Origin of the sequence: Marinifilum sp. (genome assembly GCF_965230805.1) — a bacterium.
In the GTDB taxonomy this organism is placed as follows: domain Bacteria; phylum Bacteroidota; class Bacteroidia; order Bacteroidales; family Marinifilaceae; genus Marinifilum.
In genome coordinates this window covers 664,581-684,480 of the sequence record NZ_OZ246019.1, presented here as the reverse complement: position 1 = coordinate 684,480, position 19,900 = coordinate 664,581, and the positions used below count along the sequence as shown (strand labels likewise).

Sequence of the window (19,900 nt, the reverse complement as noted above, 5' to 3'; positions counted from 1 at the left end):
CGATTGTAATTGGGTGGGGTGAGTGTTTTAATTTAAAACATTAATAACGTGAGTTCGCGGTAAAATTCTATCCATAGAAAGTTATATTTGGGATAGATTTGCATTAAAAATTTGGAAAAAATAGCGGGCTATTTTGAGGAATTTTTAATGTGAAGATGTCGTAAAGAGAACTTTCCATTATGTGTTTGCCTGCTTTCGGCATAAATTTCCTCAAATCTTCTTGAAATATCCCGATATTCCTTCGAAAATTTGAGAAAATTTCTACTCAAAATCAGATCAAACTGTGAACGAATTTTACGTCGAACTCACGTTTAATAATTTCAGTTTAATGATGAATGTCAAAAAAACTCTTAAATTAGTACTTCGTAAAAATGAAAATAATATAGCTATGAAAAAATTAATCTTATTAGCAGTTGTCTGTTTATTCAGCTCTGCATTATTCGCTCAAGTTTCATCTCCTGTAAATTTAGGTTTACATGCTGGTTTGGTAAGTACTAAAATCGATTCTGAATTTCCATCAGCTACTACCATAAAAGATAAAGCTGATAATGGAATGATGCTTGGTGCATTTTTGAGAATTAATTTAAACAAATGGTATTTGCAGCCAGAGTTGAACTATGTTTCACGTAAGAGTGAAATTGAAGTTGATGGACTTAGTCTTGATGTTAAGAGAAAGAGTTTGGATGTACCTATGTTATTAGGCTATAAATTAGTTAAGCTTCCAGCCTTCAAGCTGAGAACATTTGCTGGTCCAGTTGCATCTTTTAAGATTGATGATAGCTTTAAGAGCACATTGGGTGAAGTTGATGAAGATTTTGAAGGTGCAGTTTGGAATGCTAAAGTAGGAGCAGGTGTTGACGTTTGGAAACTAACTTTAGATGTTGACTATGAATTTGGACTTAGTGATGTTTCATCAGAATTCCTTAAGAAAAATAAAATGTTCAATGTAACATTAGGATTTAAATTATTCTAATCAGGATACTTAAAGAATTGAAACTGCTGAATTTATCAGCAGTTTTTTTTTGTCTTTATTTTCAGATTTTTATTTATTTAACTGAGAAAGAAATAAATTTACAGACCACCAAATCGTAAATATAAAATGACTCTAAGCTTACAGACAAAAACCGAACTTTTATTAAGGCTGGATTTCTTGTCGGAACAAGATCCTGAGATCTTTCATTATTTATCGAAAATTGTTAGCCTTAGGAAAGTGGCTGCCGGTGAGATTATTTTCACCATTGGCGATCCGGGAGGTGCGGTATATGTAATAGCCGAAGGTTGTGTGCAAATTCACGATAATGATCATGTGTTTATCGAGCTGGAGGAAACAAGAAGTTTTGGAGAGTATGCATTAATCGAGTCGGATACAAGATCGGCCTCAGCCAAAGCTAAAACAGATACCATTTTATTGGAATGTACACAGGCTAATTTGCGTGAACTTGAGCAGAAGTTTGGGATCAAGATTATCGACAATGTTCTTATTCCTTTGCAGAACATTAGAAAAAGGATGATGGTTAAAGATCAGTTGGAAGAAGAATTGACTCGCCAAAAAGTCATGATAGAAAGGCAAAGAAAAGAGTTGGAGAGTTTGAATGCCACAAAAGATAAATTCTTTTCTATCATTGCTCACGATTTAAAAAATCCTTTTGCTTCTTTAATAGGTGCGTCAGATTTTCTGGTAAACGATTCCAATGATTTAAGCCAAGAACAGCTTGCAAACTTTCATAAAATCATTAACCAATCTGCCAGAAGGGGATACAGATTGCTTGAAAATTTGTTGGAATGGGCTCGAATGCAAACTGGTGATATCTCGTTTAAGCCCAAACAGATAGATTTGTGGAACTTGGTGAATGAAGTGGTTAATTTACTTACAGGAAGTGCCGAGCAGAAAGAAATATCACTTAGCGCCAATATTCAGGAAGATCTTTCGGCAAATGTTGATGAGAACATGCTGAATGCTGTGGTTCGTAACTTGATTAGCAATGCCATTAAATTCACCCCTCGAGGTGGCGAAATTGTGATTAGCTCACGAATATTGAATCAGTTTATCGAGATTACAGTTGCTGATAATGGCATTGGGATGCCTCAGGAGAAGATCCAAAAATTGTTTAGAATTGATGAAAAAGTTACCCAGAATGGCACCGAAAACGAAACCGGGACAGGACTGGGCTTAATTCTGTGTAAAGAATTTGTCGAAAGACATGGAGGCAAGATAAAGGTAGTGAGCGAAGCGGGAAAAGGAAGTCGGTTTATTTTTACAATCGCTATTTAACGTCGAACTCACGTTATTTAATCAACATTTAAAGACAGTCTGATAGGTGTTAAGTAATCTTAAATTGTGAAAAAAATCCACAATCGGGGAGAATTGTCACACTTAAAACTGTGAATATTACCACAAAAGCGTAAATATCACACGAAAGTGTAGCATTTTGTATGTGATAGAGCATGTTAGCTGATTTGTTGATTTGCTTTAAAGTCAAGAAAATCAATCATATATATAAAGTGTTGATTTCTTAACTTTTGTATTTGTTTTTTTGGCATTGCTTTTGCCTTTTGGATGATATTCTTAATCAAAATCTAAAAGGCATGGAAGTCAGAACATTTACACAAAGTCAAGATTCAATTTTAATGGATAATAGAAAGGACCTTTTGGATTCATTTTTGGCGAATTCAATCCACTTGGGTAACGATTCTCTTAAAGTTGATCAGGAATTATTTATTGAAGCAGCAAGCAAAGAGAATGTGCAGTTTGATTTTATTCGACTCAGGAGTATCGACTTGCATAAACAATCTTTCGAGATCAGCAATGCCAGAAATGCGATTATTGAGGCAGAATATGCAATTGCTGATACGGGAAAATTAATTCTGGATACACAAGATGCGGATCAATTGTTGACCATTTTCCTTGCAGAAACCTTACACATACTTGTGCCCGCAAGTAAAATTTTACATTCTGCAAATGATTTGGAATTGATAAAGGGCAAAGAAGCCAAAGATGTTGGACGAGGCATTGCAAGTCTTACCAGCTCAGGAAACAACAAAGGATTAAACTTATCATCAGAAACCAGAAAAACAATGGTTTATGTGATTGAAGATTTATAATAACGTGAGTTCGAGGTAAAATTCGTTCACAGTTTGCACTGATTTTGAGTAGAAATTTTCTCAAATTTTCGAAGGAATATCGGGATATTTCAAGAAGATTTGAGGTAATTTATGCCGAAAGCAGGCAAACACATAATGGAAAGTTCTCTTTACGACATCTTCACATTAAAAATTCCTCAAAATAGCCCGCTATTCTTTCCAAATTTTTAATGCAAATCTATCGCAAATATAACTTTCTGTGGATAGAATTTTACGTTGAACTCACGTTATAAAAATAAAAAAAGCCTCTTGAAAAGGAGGCTTTGTTATTCCATAGGATTAATTGACGATTAAAACTTTCTGCCCCAAATTTTAACAGCGCCACCCATACCAATATTCATCAATCGCTTACCTACATGACCCAACACAATACCGCAAACAAGGGCAATGCTACCACAAATCAATAATAATATCTTCGTTTCCAGATCGTCAATGCCTTTCCATGCCAAAAGGGGTGTAAAGATTGATGCAATCAGCATAAGTGTGCTGTAGATTATTTTCTTTTTTAGGATAGGAGTTGTAAGTGATTTAAAACGCAATTTTCCGTCGATTAAACCGCTAAGGAAAGCTCCCAATACGGTAAATGGGAAGATAACTGCGGTGAATTTTGCAGTACCTAACAAAGTTTCAGGATAAAAGTTGGGGAAGAAAAGGTTGATTAATAAAGCTTGTAATGCAAAAACCAGCGTGGTTTGAGGAAAATGAACAGCAATCGGATGCAAGTCGAGATGTAATATTTTTCTGCGCCCCGGCGACATTCTTTCTTTGTATTGTTCGAACACCTTTTTGGGCAAACCACAAGCAGGGCAGATATCTTGCAGTTCGCTTTCCTTCATTACATAGCCACATGGCTTACAGATATAAAGTTTTTCCTCTTTATTTATCATCTTGCTTATTTTTGAGATTTAGAATCCCAAATTTACCAATTCATGCAGAATAAGATGTAAAAATGCCAATTGGACTAAATATAAATTAACCAGCGATGTATTCATTTATTAAATTTAGGGGCGTTAGCCCTAGCATCTAGGCATTCCCAAGATCATAAATTAGTAAAAACACCCCAAGCCAAAAAGCTTGAGGTGTTTGATTTAGTTTAGTTGTATATAATTGAGTAATGATGCTTCTTTTGTTAAAATGCTGTGTGTCTTTAGGGCGATTTTTATACGCCTGTAGCGAATTTTGCACGCCTGTAGCGAAAAAGTATACGCCTGTAGCGAAAAGATGCACGTCTGTAGCGAAAAAGAGGCCTCTGTAGCCAAATTTTATACTCCTGTAGCAAAAAATTCTCACCTGTAGCGAAATTTACCCTCCTGTAGCGAAAAATGCTCACCTGTAGCGAAAATCACCCTCCTGTAGTAAAAAGACCGACAGATTTAGGGTGTTCAGCTAGTTTACATGTTCTTCATCTTTCTTGTTACGTTCATTTTTTTGTCTTGCATACTCACTCGCGTACCTTCTTTGTTTTTCTTCTTTGTTCCAGAAAGTATACTTGCCGTAAGCGCGAACTTCATCTACCAATTGTTTTAGGTAGGTGTATGCTCTGTCACGCATTTGTTTCTCGGGTCTTTCAGTGCTGTTTTGTACACCATCTACTTTCTCTTGCAAAGCCAGTAATTCTTCTACCAGCACATTTGCTTTATCTAATTTACTTTGATCGAACTTGATTGCCTCTAGTTCGTTTGGATATTTTAAGGCAAGTTGAGGGTAACTCCCTAAATCTACTATAGTATCAGAATCGCGATCGCCATCCAAAGTAATTTGCAAAACTCGCAATGCATCACGATCCTTTCTTAATGCAAACTGAAAATCGTATTGTAATTCGCGATGTAAAAGTCTGGCTTCTTCAATCTTTTGACTCCATTCTTTGGTGTTTTTTATTGAGGATTCATATACAGAAAGCCAAATGTTTTGCTTGGCTAGCAAAAATCTTCATCTTACACTAATATCATCAATCATATCTTCTGTAGCACCTTTGGCAAGCAAAGCCTCTTTGTCTTCGGTTGCAAATGCGTGCAATTTACCTGCTTCTTTTATTACAACATCTACTGGAATAGTAGGTTGTGTAATTTCCTCAACTGGAATTTCCATTACCAATTCTTCGATAGTTTTTGTGTTGTTGCTTGTTTCTGTCATTTTTTGTGTTTTTATGGCCGTAACAAATACGGCCTGTTAAGATTAGTTTTATTTTCGGCTCATTAAATTATGTATTATATGTTAATATCAAAAATATTTTTTAAAAATATTTTTGTTAATTTTTGCAAAGGTATTGTGTTACTGAATGTTAACTGATAATTCTGATTATAGATAAATAATAGCAGATTTTTTATTCTTCAATTATTTTATTTTGATTATAATACAGTCTTTGGTGTATTTTAAGCGCTTAGAAAAACGATGGGCTTATTGAGCTTAATTGGATTAGCGTTCAGTATCTTAATTGATCTGCTACCGAATAAAAAATCGCAAAACAAATGGTGTTGTGAATCATTAAAAAGTTAATTGTAATGAAAATATAGGATGATAAATTAAAAAATTATACGAATAGTATTAATGATTGCATTTTATTTTTACAAATCAAGGATTTAAGAAGGTATATAAATCATATATGAACAGTTATAGTAAACCTATATTATTTAGGTATTACCCGAGATCGATTAAAAATAGAATATGCTTAATTTTTCATGATTTGATACTGGTATCAGAATACTGACATCAGCAAATCAATAATAATGCACAAACTCTTGGCACTCATTGTATTGGTAGTACTTCTTTCTGTAGGTTTTATTCGTAGTTATCATGGCAAATTAGCACATGTTTAAAGGATGGTTTTAAACTGTGTTTATATGGTTTGAATGCTTGTAATGTGTTTGTTGCTAGTTGTTAATGTTTTATAGAGCTAAGTTGCGGATAGAAAAAGTTTTGCTTGAGTTGGATAAGTAATTTGAGAAAAAAAACTACATTTGTCATACAAGTTACCAATGTGATTTGGGAAGCTTGAGTAAAAAAAATGAGGGCTATGTTGGAAGGGAATTATAAGAAGTTTTACGAAGAGATCAAATCAGACATTGAAAAATCAAGAATATATACCGATGAAATTAGAAATTTGGCTTATGGTACAGATGCGGGTTTCTATCGGTTGACTCCTAAAATTACGATACGTGCTAAGAATGAGAAAGAGCTAACAAAGGCTCTTTCTTTAGCCAATAAATATGGCTTACCCGTTACTTTTAGAGCCGCAGGCACCAGTTTGGCCGGGCAGACAATTACTGATTCGATACTAATTTTTGCGGGAAAACATTGGGAAGAATGCACAATCTTGAAAAATGGGGAAGAGGTGCGTATGCAGCCTGGTTTGGTTGGCGCCCGAATTAACCAGCTTTTGGCGCCTTATGGGAGGAAGTTGGGGCCCGATCCTGCTTCAATCAATTCTGCAATGATTGGTGGCATTGTAATGAATAATGCCTCGGGAATGAATTGTGGTACACACGAAAATGCTTACAAAACAATTCGTTCGGCTCGTTTGGTGTTTGTTGATGGAACAATTCTGGATACCGGCGATGAGCAAAGCCGAAAGGATTTTATGAATTCTTGTGGCGATTTTATTCGCAGAATCGAAGAAATTCGTGATCGTGTGAGGGCGAATAAAGCTTTGGCTAAAAGAATTCGTTACAAATACAGCATTAAAAATACTACTGGTTTAAGTATCAATCCTTTTATCGATTATGATGATCCTTTCCAGATTATTGTGAATTTGATGGTTGGATCCGAAGGAACCCTGGCCTTTATGTCTGAATTGAACATGAAAACTGTAATAAATCACAAGCACAAGGCGAGTGCAATGATTTATTTCCCTGATATTGTAACTGCTTGTCAATCGGTGGTGGTCATGAAATCAGGGCCTGTTCATGGTGCCGAAATACTGGATCGCATTGCTTTGCGTGCTGTGGAAGATTCTGTGGGAATTCCGGCGTTTATAAAAGATTTACCTGATGGAGCCACTGCAATATTGGTGGAAACTTTGGCGCATAGCCAGAAGGAATTGGATGACAATTGCAAGGAAATAAAAAAGCTACTCTCCTTATTCGAAACGCTTAAGCCAATTGAGTTTACCGATAAGCCTGAGGAATATTCAAAATATTGGCATATCCGAAAAGGTGTTTTTCCTGCGGTTGGCGGATTGCGTGAAACTGGCACAACTTGTATTATCGAGGATGTTGCTTTCCATATTAATGATTTGCCAGAGGCTGCAGCCGAATTGCAAAAATTGATTGCAAAACATGGGTATAAGGATGGTGTGATATATGGACATGCTTTAGAGGGTAATTTGCATTTTATTTTCAACCAAAATTTCGATAAGCGGGAGGAACGGGAGCAGTATGTGAATTTTATGAAGGAAGTGGCACATTTGGTTGTTGATAAATATGATGGTTCGTTAAAGGCAGAGCATGGTACAGGTCGAAACATGGCTCCTTTTGTAAAACATGAATGGGGCGAAGAAGCTTACGAGTTGATGAAAGAGGTAAAACAACTTTTTGATCCTAAGAATTTACTAAATCCCGGGGTGATTCTTAATGATGATAGCGACTGCTATATTAAAGATTTTAAAAGCTTAACTCCTGTTCATGATATTGTTGACAAGTGTATTGAATGTGGTTTTTGTGAGGTGAATTGTTTGACGTCTGGTTTTTCGCTTTCGGCACGTCAGCGAATTGTTGTACAACGCGAAATAAAGCGTTTGGAAAGTACGGGCGAAAACCCTGATTTGCTTAAGAAGTTGAAGAAAGGATTTGTTTATCTGGGCGAACAGACTTGTGCAGGAGACGGCTTGTGTGCAACTTCTTGTCCTGTAGATATTGATACGGGTAAATACATTAAATACCTTCGGTCGGTAAATGTGGATACCCCCCGGGCTCAAAAAATTAGTGGAACGATTGCCAATCACTTTTCGGTAGTAGGTTCTGCCATTCGAACCGGTTTAAAAGTTGTGAATGCTGCTCATAATGTAATGGGATCTTCTTTATTGGCTAATGTGGCCGGAGGATTCAGAAAATTAAGTGGAAACAATATTCCTTTATGGACTCCTGCAATGCCCAAAGGGATAAATGGACCAAAACCAAAAGCAATTTATCCCGAAAATCCTTTAAAAGTAGTTTATTTTCCATCCTGTATTGCTCAAACCATGGGACCGGCTAAAGGAGATCCATACCAAGAGCCTTTGCATATGGTTACTCAAAAATTAATGGAGAAAGCGGGTTACGAAGTAATCTATCCTGAAAAAATGAGTTCACTATGCTGTGGTACTCCTTGGGAAAGTAAAGGATTAATAAAGCATGCCGACCAGAAATCATCCGAATTGGAATCGGCATTGTTAAAAGCTTCGGAAAATGGTAGATATCCTGTTTTATGTGATACTTCGCCTTGCTTGTATCGCATGAGAAGAGTAATGACAAAATCATTAAAACTATACGAACCTGTTGAGTTTATTCATGATTTTATAATGGATAAGTTAAGGTTTTGCAAAATTGACGAAGTAGTTGCGGTGCATCCAAGCTGTACAACCACCAAAATGGGTTTAACGGCTAAATTAAAAGCTGTAGCAGAAGCTTGTGTTTCGAGTGTTATTCTTCCCGAAGAAGTGGGATGTTGTGGTTTTGCTGGCGACAGGGGTTTTAATTACCCCGAGGTAAATCGATATGCGCTTCGCAAGCTTCATCCTGTTATCGAAGAGGCGAAGGTTGTGGCAGGATATTCCAATAGCCGTACTTGCGAAATCGGATTGAGTACCAATTCAGGTGTGCCCTACATGTCGATTATTTACTTGGTAGATCGAGCAAGTGATGGAATCAACCAAAGTGTGAATGTTAAAAAAAAAATGGATATTAAAGCAGAAAGAAGATGTTTTCTTTGATCTTTTATAAGAATCAACGAAAGTTTTGTGCATATCGCCAATTATAATCTTGAATGCGATTGACGCGATTCTATCCCCCGAGTTATAAAAACGAAATAAATTTGCCATATATTTTTGTTGGATTTAAAGGTTTTGCTTGTATTATTTTGCGAAATATGCATTTTTATGCACTGCTTATTATGCCAACAAGTGTTTTTGTATGTGATTGTTTTACAGTTGTGTTATAAAACAGGATTATTCACTTATGCTTTGTGTTGAATCTATTTAATGGCTCATTATCTGACAATTAAATATTAAAATACCAAAAAATCTTCTATCTTTAAACTCTGATTCCTGATGAGAGTTAGGAATTGGTTAAAGGTTCAACCGAAAGGTTGGTTAGTAGGTTAATTAACCCTTTAGAATTGTTGCCCGTGATTCCCCTATATCACGGGCTCTTTTTTTAAAGTCGAAGAGTCGAGAAGAGAAAGAGATTAGCGCATCCTATTTATCTACATTATTAATTAACGTGAGTTCGACGTAAAATTCTATCCACAGAAAGTTATATTTGGGATAGATTTGCATTAAAAATTTGGAAAGAATAGCGGGCTATTTAGAGGAATTTTTAATGTGAAGATGTCGTAAAGAGAACTTTCCATTATGTGTTTGCCTGCTTTCGGCATACATTTCCTCAAATCTTCTTGAAATATCCCGATATTCCTTCGAAAATTTGAGAAAATTTCTACTCAAAATCAGATCAAACTGTGAACGAATTTTACGTCGAACTCACGTTAATTAAAAAAGGCAACCCAAATTAATGAGTCGCCCTTTTCATTTTCTTATCGAATTTAAATTATTCTTCTCTTCTAAAAAGTGGATCGGCACCAATTGTACCCACTAAACTTTCAAGATATTCAGCAGTTTTAACATGCTCTAAATCCTTCTTCGCTTTTTCATATCTATCGGTAAGGCTTAAATCCTCGGTCCATTCAGAGTTCAATTTTTTAGCCATAAACGACTTGACATATTCAAGTTGTTTCTCGTAAAAATCGATATCAATTTGCTGCTTGCGTTTCAATCTTTCTTTGTACCAATCAGAATTGATAACCACATCGCGATCGAATTGTTTACGCAATTCAGGATCTGAGATCTCTTTGCCTTCGTATTCTCCGTAAGCCATGATGCTTAAAAGAATCTTTAAAGGAGGAATAGCTGCTTCAACACTATTATCGTTAAAGTAGTTTATGGCTACTTTTTCTTGTGCTTCGCAGATATTTTTAATTCCGTCAACATATGATTCCATATCCTGAATCTCTGGCTTCAACATTCTTTCGTTGAATACATTTTGAGGTTCGTCGAAAATACGGTTCATATAGCGGAACAAGAATTCTTCGGTAATGCGATATCCCAAACGAGAAGCATAGATTTTTTCTCCTTCATATTCGAAATCATCTAATTTCTCCAATGATCCTTCTTTAATCAACAATTGTGGATTTCGGTTCTCCTCTTTCAAACGACACCACAATTCAGGAATCAATAAGGAAACATCATGGTCGAATCGGTTTTCGTTTCCTACATAACCTGCAGCCGATGAGAATCCCTGATATCCCGTAAGGATATATGAAAGCAAGGCATTGTTCAAATCAGAAGTTGGCGACAACATGTTAAAAGGACCTTTTGTTAAAGCACCTTCGGTACCAGCTCCTGTTGTTGATGGTGACTTACCAGTTAAACTACAAATAAAGTCCATAAACAACTCGGGCAACTCTTGGTAGTGAATTGGATTGTAAACACTCAATGCACGAATACCGGCTTCTTTTTCTGCCGGGTTGTTTCTGCGCCCTGGAAGAACTGCATTTACAGGATGATGTACAGCCTGATTTAATGGAATTCTTCTGGCTAAGCGAATACCAACATCAGCCAAGCGGTCGTCAATAGGATTTACCAAATCAGGTCTGATTTGCAGGTATCTTGGATTTTTTGATGGCGCACCGTTAACAATTCTAGGGTGAGAAGGAGAGATAAAGTAATTTGCTTTTTTACTGTCGGCTCCTTGCTTAATTACTTCTTGAATTGGTTTGGTGTATAAATCAAATCCAATTGCGTCGGCAATTAAATCTTTACCATCTTCTGTTGTCAAAGGCTCGTAGTTGGATGTAAAGTTATTTCTCATGGATAGATCGGCCTCTGCTTCTTTATCGTAACCTCTGTGAATGGCTTCATCAGGACGCTGGAAGAATCTCTTCTCACAGTTGGTGGTAATCTTAACGCTTTGATTATCGTATGCTTCGTTTAAATGATTCAAACGATTAGCAGGAAGTACAACCGATGCTGTAATGTCATCCTCCATTTGAATTTTAGCAGCAGCAATAAAGTCCTGACGCAATTTGTTCAAATACCATGAGTTGTCATCGGCAAACCCTACACGCAGGTAACTGGCTACGATCTTGCGGTTGTTAAATAACAGTTCGTGTCCTTTTCTACCATTGATTACGTCAACCGAGAAGTAATCTCTCCAATTGCTATCGGTACGTTCCGGACGATAAAATCTCTTCACAAACAGTACCAATGCTTTTACATGATCAGGAATGGTGTTCAGGAAGTTATTGTACTCAGCGGTATAATATTTCGATGGCGTTAATAGTTTCACCACAGATCCTAACGAACGATCAGAGCTTAGCAATGATCTTGAAGGTTCCTTTCTGTCTGGATGATTTTTCCAGCGTTGAGTATAATCATGATTGATTACTTTATCAGCTAAGTTGAAATCTTTCTCCATGTCTTGCACATAGAAAGAGCTGTAAATAATAGCATTTAAAAGTGATTTTGAAATCTCTGACTTACCACCACCCGATACAGTACAAGGCTTGTGACAGAATGTTCCTTCGGATGCAGTACTAACCAATCTCCACGAAGGCGCAGATGGGTGTTTCTCCATATGCAATTTGTATCCTGATGGATGCACATAGTAATGATCCGGTAACAATCTGATGCTTTGCTCTTTTCCATCTTTTTCCCAGCTTACTTTGCTTTGGTAAAGATCGATGTTTGCATTTTCGTTGATATAGTAAATGTTTGGATACTCTTTATCAGTTGCAAAACCTTCGGGATATACATCCATTGTAGATCCAAATTCTTGTACTACATCATCGTAGCTATATTGCTTTTTCAAAACGCTTTTCATGAACAGCGATCCGCTAAAGCTATCACCTAAGTTCTTTCTGGGGAATGCAATGGCACCACCAGCATGTTCTTCTTCTGCTAATCCGTAAAGGTTAGCCGAGAAACTGATTTGCGTTTTGATTTCTTTTTTTGAATATCCGAAATAGTTATCAGCAATTAATGTAATTACCACACCGTTTTCGCTGCGGCAAGTTAATTTAAATGCAGAACCATTGTTGTAAAGTTCGTCTTCCTTGATCCAACAAACACCATCTTTTTTCTGACGCTCAGTTGCATTATCGTAATGAGGTAATCCCAACTCTTTTTTAGTAAGTTTGGTCAGGTGAGGAGCCAAAATAATGCATCCTGTATGACCCGTCCAGTGTTCAATATCTAAACCAGCATCGTTGGCAGGAATATTTGGATCGCCAGCATTTCCGAAAATTGATTCAACAAAGTCCAGATTACTTACCAAACTACCAGGAGCAAAGAATCGAACCTCCATGGTTTTCTGACTGATAACACCTTTTACTTCGGGACATACAATAGGGCGAAGTAATAGAGAAACCATCATTTCAGCCTTGTCTTCCTGCGCAGCAGTAAATGGTAAACGTTTTGTTTCAGCAGGGGGATTAAGAGCTGCTTTTATGAATCTTGAAAATGCGATTTTAGGTACTTCAATCTTGTCTAGAGGTACCGGAAGGCTACCATCAACAATATGGAATGAACCTTTGGTAGTTCTTCTGTCGTGTTTAGGATTGTGAAGTACACCTTGTTTAATCCTGTAAGAACTTAAAAGTTCTGTAATGTGTTCATCCTTATTGGGAGGCAAGCTTAATTCTCTTGCAATATCAGGCTGATCAAGTATAAATGTATCTGTAGGGATTTGAGCTGTATCCTCATCTACATCTTTTAAATAATCATTTAAAAAGTCTTGTATACGTTGGTCAGCAGGGCACAGATGATCTGCCAATAAACGTGATTTTGCCCGGTAGTTTTGAATTAAGCTATCCGTTAATTCGATAAATTTTGTATCAGATAATTGCTTTTTCCCTTCCGGGGATTCTCCCTGAAAAATGGGTTGACCCATAGAAGCCAATTGAAGGTTGATATATCGGATTAGATCCTTTTGATCTCCCTTAACCTTCTTTTTAATTTCGCTTGGTTTTTTACTTTGCATATTTCTCCAATTTTTGTTTGCTTAGGGAATGATGGAATCAAAAATACTTTATTTTTTTGCTTGTCAAAAATTCCTGCATTCCACACTATTGTTCTAATCTATTTAATTTACCCCTGCTGATTTTTGACTATGATAATTGCATGAATCGAAAACGATTTAATCTTGATAGTTCATTCGTTATATAGAATAAGTCTAAATTAAATAATTTTTAGAGAATTCGAAACGAGCATGATTAAAATAATTATTTAACGAACATGGTAATGATTATTTTGATCTTGGGGGTTATAATTTTACTAATGGAAATAGCCATACACTGATGAAAAATGGATTGCCGGAATTGTGTTCTTAAAAAATAAGAGTGTTTTTCTGATCTGAGATCCAGATATTCCATTCTAAAATGGGTAATACTGTTATGATTCATGATTTTTTTAGAATAAAATCAATAAAATCTTTGTATCGAACTCAGGTAAATTTATAGTCTTATTTTAGTAGCAATCTTTAAAGAGAAATTAATAATGAGAAAAGTATATACCATTGGAGATTGTGTTTTGGATTTGGTTTTTGAAAGCGATATGTCAGTTACACCCCGACCAGGAGGCTCATTTCTAAATTCTTCGGTTAGTTTAGGTCGGTTGGGAGTAAATGTGTCTTTTATAAGTGAATTGGGAGAAGATCGTGTAGGGGTTCATATCATTAAATTTTTGGAACAGAACTCGGTTGGGATCCATAACATATCTCGATTTTCTGATACCAATTCAAATCTTGCCTTGGCTTTTTTGGATGAGCAAAAGAATGCCGACTATGTATTCTATAAAACCAGAAAGGGTATGAAGTCGTGCATTACTTTCCCTAAGGATGTAAAAAGAGATGATATCATACTTTTTGGATCTTTTTTAGCAATAAAACATGAATTTAGAAACGATCTGATTCTTTTTTTGGAGGAATGTAGAAAAAAGGGTGCCATTATAATCTATGATCCGAATTTTAGGGAGCAGCATTTAAGTTTATTGCAGGATGTGCTTCCGTTTATAAAGGAAAATATGGCAATGGCTAATATTGTAAAGGCTTCTAATGAAGATTTTCAATTGATCTGTAATGCAAATACCCTTTCGGAAGCCAAAAACTGGATGAAGGATTTCTCCTCAGCACTTTTGGTTTATACAGCTAATAAAAATGGAGTTGTTGTTTGTGCTGATCGGGAATATGGATATGAAGTTCCTCAAATTAATCCGATAAGTACGGTTGGCGCCGGTGATACTTTCAATGCCTCCATAGCCTATTATATTATGGCTGCCAATATCCGTAAAGATGGAATAAAGAATCTGAAACAAGAGCATATTACGGAAATGGTAACTCTTGCGGTTGAGTTATCGCAACATGTATGTATGGGATATGATAATTATATTTCGGAAGAATTTGCAGAGAGATACAGGAAACAAAAACACCCTTCCAGGACTAGGAAGGGCGAATTTACTACATACAATTTACTGAAAGAGAAAACTACTAAAGGGTAGTGTTCTCATAGTTTTATTCGCTAAAAACGCATAAAGTAACCCTGTAAAAACTCTTTTTTTTGAATAATTATACCAACGAAAGAATAACAATGATCAAGGGGGTCATTTTAGGGGGCAAGTCTTTGTTGTATCCAGTTGTTTTTTTCAAGATTGTATTCAATTCTGTCGTTAAGGCGGTTTTCTCGTCCTTGCCAGAACTCAAACAAGTAAGGTACGAGCTTATAACCACCCCAATAATCTGGCCTTGTAAAATTCTCGCCATTCTGTTCTGCAAATTTTTGCATCATTTGATCTAATTCTTCTCGATTTTTAAGCACTTTACTTTGTGGAGAAACAGTAGCTGCAATTCTACTCCCTAATGGTCTTTCATTAAAATAGATATCAGATTTTTTTGTGTCCAGTTTCTCGATCTTTCCCTCAATGCGGATTTGTCGTTCTAATTCAGGCCAAAAAAACACCATGTTTCCATATGGATTGTTTTCGATTTCGATTCCTTTACGGCTGTTGTAGTTGGTAAAAAAACAAAAACCACTATCATCAAAATCTTTTAGCAGTAAAATTCTTGAAGAGGGTCTGCTGTCTGCACTTACTGTAGATAAACACATGGCATTAGCATCAGGCAAGTTGCTTTTTATGGCTTCGGAAAACCAAATTTTGAATTGCTCAAATGGATTTTGATTCACATCAGATTCAAGTAATGTTTTCTTGCCATACTCGTGTCTAATTTGCTTGAATTCCTCTTTCATGTTCATGACTGTTGAATTAATTGTTTGTTGGATCAAGCAGAATATTTGGTTCTATGCTTAATCCGGAAAAGTTGATGTAGTATTGTCCATCTTTTTCGGGGAATTGCATTCCATTTTCATCTTGCGAATCAGCATTAGCAACACCAACGTGGGCAAACAATATTTTGGCTTTGTGTTTATCGGCATGTTTTATGATTTCTTCTGCTGCAACCGAACTTAATGAGCCCACATCGGGATAAGTACTGGTTTTTACCACAATAAAGTGTAATTCGTCGTTTTTCTTTGCCAGTATCTGTGGATTTTTATCAAACTCAATATTTACAGAAAGTACTTCAAATTCATCCTTAATGTGTTTGTATACCCACTTAATTCCCAGTTCGTGAAGTTCTTCTCCTGTTAACCTTCTCTTACTCATGTTCCGATCTCTTGTTCTTTTATGCGAATATCTTCTTTAATTAAAACAATTCCAAATAGAATAATATCTTGTCTTAAACAAAATAGCATGCTGCAAAAATGTAGAAATGCCTTTTTGTTTTTTTGATTTAGGATAAAAAAATATAGGTTTTAATTGCGGATTAATGTTTTCCTGAAGAGGCGGATATTTTTAATTGAACTGGGGCTAATCGAAAAAGCTCTTGAACTTAAGCCATATATGTGCTACATTGTAAGTTAAATTGATTTATTCTAACCTACTAAAAATATACTTATGCTTAATATTGCTTTATTTGGTCCACCCGGAGCAGGGAAAGGAACACAGTCAGAATTTCTAATCAAAAAATACAATCTCTTTTATATCTCTACAGGAGATCTTTTAAGAAAAGAGATCAAAGAAAAGACAAAACTGGGTTTACAGGCGCAAAATATCATAGCATCCGGAGGTTTGGTATCCGATGAAATCATTGTGCAAATTATCGAGAAAACCATCACCGAAAATCCTGATGCTAATGGATTCTTGTTTGATGGATTTCCTCGTACCTATATCCAAACCTATATTTTGGAAGGCCTGATGATTAAATTGAATACTTCTCTTAATTGTTTGATTAGTTTAGAAGTGGCTGAAGAAATATCGGTTACAAGATTATTAAATAGGGGCAAAACCTCGGGACGATCAGATGACAATGAGGTGGTAATTAGGAACCGATTAAGAGAGTACAATGATAAAACATTGCCCATTCTTCAATTTTATAAGGACAAAGGAATTTATTATGGTGTGAATGGAAACCAGTCCATCGACAAGGTAAATCTGGAGATCCAAAAAATAATAAATGCAGAGTTGGCGAAGAGTTTGTACAATGTGGTGCTGTTTGGATATCCGGGATCGGGAAGAGGTTCACAGGGAATTGCCCTTGCGAAAACATTTGGCTTGGAATATGTTGCAACAGGTCAAATGTTGGATCATGAGATCAAGAGCGGGTCGGAAATTGGCAAGAGAATTATACAATTGTATGAAAATGGGGAATTGGTGCCCGATGAGATTGTAGTTCAATTGATCGAGAAGAAAATTGAAAATTCGAATGGGGTAAAGGGATTTATTTTTAAAGGCTTTCCAAGAACTTTGGTTCAATCATACATTTTAGATGGTTTACTGAAAAAACATGGATCATCGATTTCAAAAGTAATAGAAATAGAAGTGCCCACCTTGGAATTGATCAACAGATTAGATGCAAGAAGCAAAACCGATAGGTGCATGCCATACGATACCGAAACTTCGAAGATTGTGAAGCGACTTCAGGAGCACGAACAAAAAACTGTGCCGGTAATAGAAAAATACAACCAGTTGCATGCTGTGTTAAAGATTGATGGAGTGGGAGAGTTTGATGAGGTTTTTGAACGAATTGCCAAGGAAATTAAATCTGATATTCAGTAAGAATGAAATAGAAAAAGTAATCCCCAAGGTGAGTGCCTTGGGGATTTTTTTATTCGTATCGTAGTGATTCTATAGGATTCTGATTTGCTGCCTTCCAGGTTTGTCTTCCAACAGTTAGAAGCGCAAATGCACCTGTTACAATTCCTGCAATTATAAATGGTAGAATACCTATTTCTATTCGATATGCAAAACCTTCCAGCCAATATTGCATAATATACCATGCAATCGGAATAGCAATCACAAATGCAATTAGTAGCCACTTACCAAATGTTGAGAATAACAGAGAGGTTATTTGCCACATGCTGGCGCCACTAACTTTTCTGATGCCAATCTCTTTAGTTCTTTTTTGAACCATAAATAATGTTAAGGCATATAATCCTAATAAAGCAAGTAAAATTGAAAGAGCTGATGAGGATAAGATTAAAATATGTGAACGCTCTTCTTTCTGATATTGGTTTCGACACCTATCATCAATAAAAACATGAAAGTTAACCTGTTCTGGATCAAATGAATTAAATGTTTTTTTTACCTCATCAATTGTATTTGTAATATCCTTGCCTTTTATCTTGATTAAAATAAGCTGCATATACCAACTCTTACTGAACATCAATGGTGCAATTTTATCTTTTAACGAGAAATTATGGAAATCTTTAACAATACCTTGAATTTCATATTTTTCTCCATGAAAATGCACAATAGAGCCTAATGGAGATTTTGTATCGAGATATTTTGCTGCCGTTTCATTTATTATGATCCCATTTTTGGTTTCAAAGTTAGCTTCTTCAAAAGGTTTTCCTTCTACAAATTCAATTCCAAGTGTTTTAAAATAATCTGGATGTACTCTGTACTCATTTAAGGTTTTGTAGTGATCATCGCTTAAGCCATCTAAAACAAACATTTGTCCAGATCCTTCTCCATTTGGAAAGTGATCACTAGCACTGACATTTTGAATTTTTGGATTTTTTAGAAGTTCTTGTTTTATGGCTTCGTAGGATTGCCTTTGTTTCTTACTTAAATTATTGATTGCAATCACTTGTTCAGTATTATATCCTAAATCAGCTTTTTTCATGTAATATATTTGTTGCTGAGATATTACTACTGCACTTACTAATACAATAGATGTAACAAATTGAAAAATTACAAGAGATTTAGAAAAAACATTTCCTTTTCCAGAACTAATTCCTCTAACAAGTAGGGAAGGGTTGTATTTGCTTATAACAATTGAAGGATATAAGCCAGATATTATACCGACTGATAAAGCTAAAATAGGAAGTCCAATGAATAAAAGTTGATTGTTGAGGTAGTCAATTTGTAAATTTCTATTCATTAGGTTGGCGAAATGTGGTAATAGTATTTCCGAAATTATTATTCCTATTACTAAGGCAATGGAAGCCATAAATAGGCTTTTTCCAAGAAAATCTTTGATCAAATGAATTCTTTCTGCTCCTAAAGCTTTTTTCACACCAATTTGATTGATTTTTCCTTCATACTGTACGGTTATTATATTGATGAAATTGATTATGGCTACAATAAGAATTAAGCAAGCCAATAAAATATGCACATAAACAGTATTAATATCACCTGATGGTTTCAAATCCGTATAATAATCCGATCGTAAGTGTATGTCTGTTAAATTTTGCAGACGAGCATCCGTTTTTTCACCATATTCCCCAAATGCATCATTCATTATTTTCGCATATGCACTTTTGGTTTTAGATAGTGCTTCGGGTAAGTTGATATGATCTTTAAATAAAATATAGGTGTGATAATTTACACTCGTAGAATTTGCCCTATTTGGAAAAGCAGTAAAAGGTAACAAAACTTCAAATTCAAAATGAGATGTTTTCGGTAAATCCTCAATTACTGAGGATACTACTAAATCAGAGCCATGTATTTTCAGATCTTTACCAACAACATCAGTTTTTCCAAATAATTTTTGTGCCGTTGATTTTGTTATTACGACTGAATTTGAAGATGTGAAAACTTGTTTTGGATTTCCCGCAATTACTTCAAAGCTAAAAATTTTGTGAATATTTGTGTCGGAATTTAAGCATGCTATTCCATTAAATGTTTTATCATCTACTTTGACATCTTGACGAAATCCTAATAAAAGTTGAGTCAATTCTTCAATTTCGGGATGTTGATTGGAAAAATTATCAGGTGTAAGCCTAAAACAAATTTCATGAGGAACCAGTTCCTTACCTGCGTCATTCATCAATGACAAAAGCTTAAATGTACGTTCATACTTTTTATTGAACTTATCGTAACTCAATTCATGCTGCACATAAATTGAAATTAGAATAACCGCAGCCATTCCAACAGCTAATCCAAAAATATTGATGAACGAGTTGATTTTGTCGTTCGCAAGACTTCGAATGGATAGTTTAAGTTTATACCAGAACATAT

13 protein-coding genes are annotated in these 19,900 nt (G+C 35.6%); 6 read left to right on the top strand and 7 right to left on the bottom strand.

The window, feature by feature from the left end; genetic code table 11:
- Positions 1 to 328 precede the first annotated feature (328 nt).
- The 3 genes from ACO05S_RS02590 to ACO05S_RS02580 all read left to right on the top strand — a co-directional run bounded on the left by ACO05S_RS02590 (position 329) and on the right by ACO05S_RS02580 (position 3,102).
- Entirely contained in the window at positions 329 to 973 is a 645-nt protein-coding gene (locus tag ACO05S_RS02590) for a porin family protein (RefSeq protein WP_421919989.1), read from the top strand.
- 126 nt (positions 974 to 1,099) lie between these two features.
- Positions 1,100 to 2,272, top strand: coding sequence for an ATP-binding protein (locus tag ACO05S_RS02585; protein ID WP_421919988.1), 1,173 nt, complete (start codon positions 1,100 to 1,102; stop codon positions 2,270 to 2,272).
- 314 nt (positions 2,273 to 2,586) lie between these two features.
- Positions 2,587 to 3,102 carry an LUD domain-containing protein gene (locus tag ACO05S_RS02580; RefSeq protein ID WP_421919987.1) on the top strand — a complete coding sequence of 172 codons (516 nt, stop codon included), beginning with the start codon at positions 2,587 to 2,589 and terminating at the stop codon, positions 3,100 to 3,102.
- Positions 3,103 to 3,431: 329 nt separating this feature from the next.
- Here the strand turns inward: ACO05S_RS02580 and ACO05S_RS02575 are convergent, their stop codons facing one another.
- The 3 genes from ACO05S_RS02575 to ACO05S_RS02565 form a co-directional block, all read right to left on the bottom strand.
- Complete coding sequence (locus ACO05S_RS02575) at positions 3,432 to 4,028, bottom strand: rubredoxin-like domain-containing protein (RefSeq protein WP_421919986.1); 597 nt, start codon at positions 4,026 to 4,028, stop codon at positions 3,432 to 3,434.
- 499 nt (positions 4,029 to 4,527) lie between these two features.
- Positions 4,528 to 5,064 carry a hypothetical protein gene (locus ACO05S_RS02570; RefSeq protein WP_421919985.1) on the bottom strand — a complete coding sequence of 179 codons (537 nt, stop codon included), beginning with the start codon at positions 5,062 to 5,064 and terminating at the stop codon, positions 4,528 to 4,530.
- A gap of 6 nt (positions 5,065 to 5,070) precedes the next feature.
- On the bottom strand, positions 5,071 to 5,274 hold the full coding sequence (locus ACO05S_RS02565; RefSeq protein ID WP_421919984.1) for a hypothetical protein: 204 nt from the start codon (positions 5,272 to 5,274) through the stop codon (positions 5,071 to 5,073).
- Between the two features lie 880 nt (positions 5,275 to 6,154).
- Between ACO05S_RS02565 and ACO05S_RS02560 the strand changes: the two genes are divergently transcribed.
- Positions 6,155 to 9,046: an FAD-binding and (Fe-S)-binding domain-containing protein gene (locus ACO05S_RS02560; protein ID WP_421919983.1), complete on the top strand. Its 2,892-nt coding sequence runs from the start codon at positions 6,155 to 6,157 to the stop codon at positions 9,044 to 9,046.
- A gap of 832 nt (positions 9,047 to 9,878) precedes the next feature.
- Here the strand turns inward: ACO05S_RS02560 and ACO05S_RS02555 are convergent.
- Positions 9,879 to 13,367: a hypothetical protein gene (locus ACO05S_RS02555; protein WP_421919982.1), complete on the bottom strand. Its 3,489-nt coding sequence runs from the start codon at positions 13,365 to 13,367 to the stop codon at positions 9,879 to 9,881.
- 515 nt (positions 13,368 to 13,882) lie between these two features.
- Here ACO05S_RS02555 and ACO05S_RS02550 point away from each other — a divergent pair.
- A complete protein-coding gene (locus tag ACO05S_RS02550; RefSeq protein ID WP_421919981.1) occupies positions 13,883 to 14,881 on the top strand; it encodes a carbohydrate kinase family protein in 999 nt (332 codons plus the stop codon).
- A gap of 107 nt (positions 14,882 to 14,988) precedes the next feature.
- Here ACO05S_RS02550 and pdxH read toward each other — a convergent pair whose 3' ends face one another.
- Both pdxH and ACO05S_RS02540 read right to left on the bottom strand, forming a co-directional pair.
- Positions 14,989 to 15,633 carry a pyridoxamine 5'-phosphate oxidase gene (pdxH, locus tag ACO05S_RS02545; RefSeq protein ID WP_421919980.1) on the bottom strand — a complete coding sequence of 215 codons (645 nt, stop codon included), beginning with the start codon at positions 15,631 to 15,633 and terminating at the stop codon, positions 14,989 to 14,991.
- A gap of 10 nt (positions 15,634 to 15,643) precedes the next feature.
- Positions 15,644 to 16,042 (bottom strand): hypothetical protein, encoded by a 399-nt coding sequence (locus ACO05S_RS02540; RefSeq protein ID WP_421919979.1) that lies wholly within the window; start codon positions 16,040 to 16,042, stop codon positions 15,644 to 15,646.
- A 291-nt stretch (positions 16,043 to 16,333) separates the two neighbouring features.
- Between ACO05S_RS02540 and ACO05S_RS02535 the strand changes: the two genes are divergently transcribed.
- Positions 16,334 to 17,494, top strand: a complete 1,161-nt coding sequence (locus ACO05S_RS02535; RefSeq protein WP_421919978.1) for an adenylate kinase — start codon at positions 16,334 to 16,336, stop codon at positions 17,492 to 17,494.
- Positions 17,495 to 17,543: 49 nt separating this feature from the next.
- On the opposite strand, the gene ACO05S_RS02530 is transcribed toward ACO05S_RS02535, so the two are convergent.
- Positions 17,544 to 19,898: an ABC transporter permease gene (locus ACO05S_RS02530; protein WP_421919977.1), complete on the bottom strand. Its 2,355-nt coding sequence runs from the start codon at positions 19,896 to 19,898 to the stop codon at positions 17,544 to 17,546.
- Positions 19,899 to 19,900: the final 2 nt, after the last annotated feature.

Excerpts from the sequence above, each read along its gene's own strand:
- ACO05S_RS02550 (WP_421919981.1), top strand. The coding sequence starts at position 13,883 with ATGAGAAAAGTATATACCATTGGAGATTGTGTTTTGGATTTGGTTTTT.
- ACO05S_RS02555 (WP_421919982.1), bottom strand. The coding sequence starts at position 13,367 with ATGCAAAGTAAAAAACCAAGCGAAATTAAAAAGAAGGTTAAGGGAGAT.
- pdxH (WP_421919980.1), bottom strand. The coding sequence starts at position 15,633 with ATGAACATGAAAGAGGAATTCAAGCAAATTAGACACGAGTATGGCAAG.
- ACO05S_RS02580 (WP_421919987.1), top strand. The coding sequence starts at position 2,587 with ATGGAAGTCAGAACATTTACACAAAGTCAAGATTCAATTTTAATGGAT.
- ACO05S_RS02560 (WP_421919983.1), top strand. The coding sequence starts at position 6,155 with ATGTTGGAAGGGAATTATAAGAAGTTTTACGAAGAGATCAAATCAGAC.
- ACO05S_RS02530 (WP_421919977.1), bottom strand. The coding sequence starts at position 19,898 with ATGTTCTGGTATAAACTTAAACTATCCATTCGAAGTCTTGCGAACGAC.
- ACO05S_RS02535 (WP_421919978.1), top strand. The coding sequence starts at position 16,334 with ATGCTTAATATTGCTTTATTTGGTCCACCCGGAGCAGGGAAAGGAACA.
- ACO05S_RS02585 (WP_421919988.1), top strand. The coding sequence starts at position 1,100 with ATGACTCTAAGCTTACAGACAAAAACCGAACTTTTATTAAGGCTGGAT.
- ACO05S_RS02540 (WP_421919979.1), bottom strand. The coding sequence starts at position 16,042 with ATGAGTAAGAGAAGGTTAACAGGAGAAGAACTTCACGAACTGGGAATT.
- ACO05S_RS02575 (WP_421919986.1), bottom strand. The coding sequence starts at position 4,028 with ATGATAAATAAAGAGGAAAAACTTTATATCTGTAAGCCATGTGGCTAT.
- ACO05S_RS02590 (WP_421919989.1), top strand. The coding sequence starts at position 329 with ATGATGAATGTCAAAAAAACTCTTAAATTAGTACTTCGTAAAAATGAA.
- ACO05S_RS02565 (WP_421919984.1), bottom strand. The coding sequence starts at position 5,274 with ATGACAGAAACAAGCAACAACACAAAAACTATCGAAGAATTGGTAATG.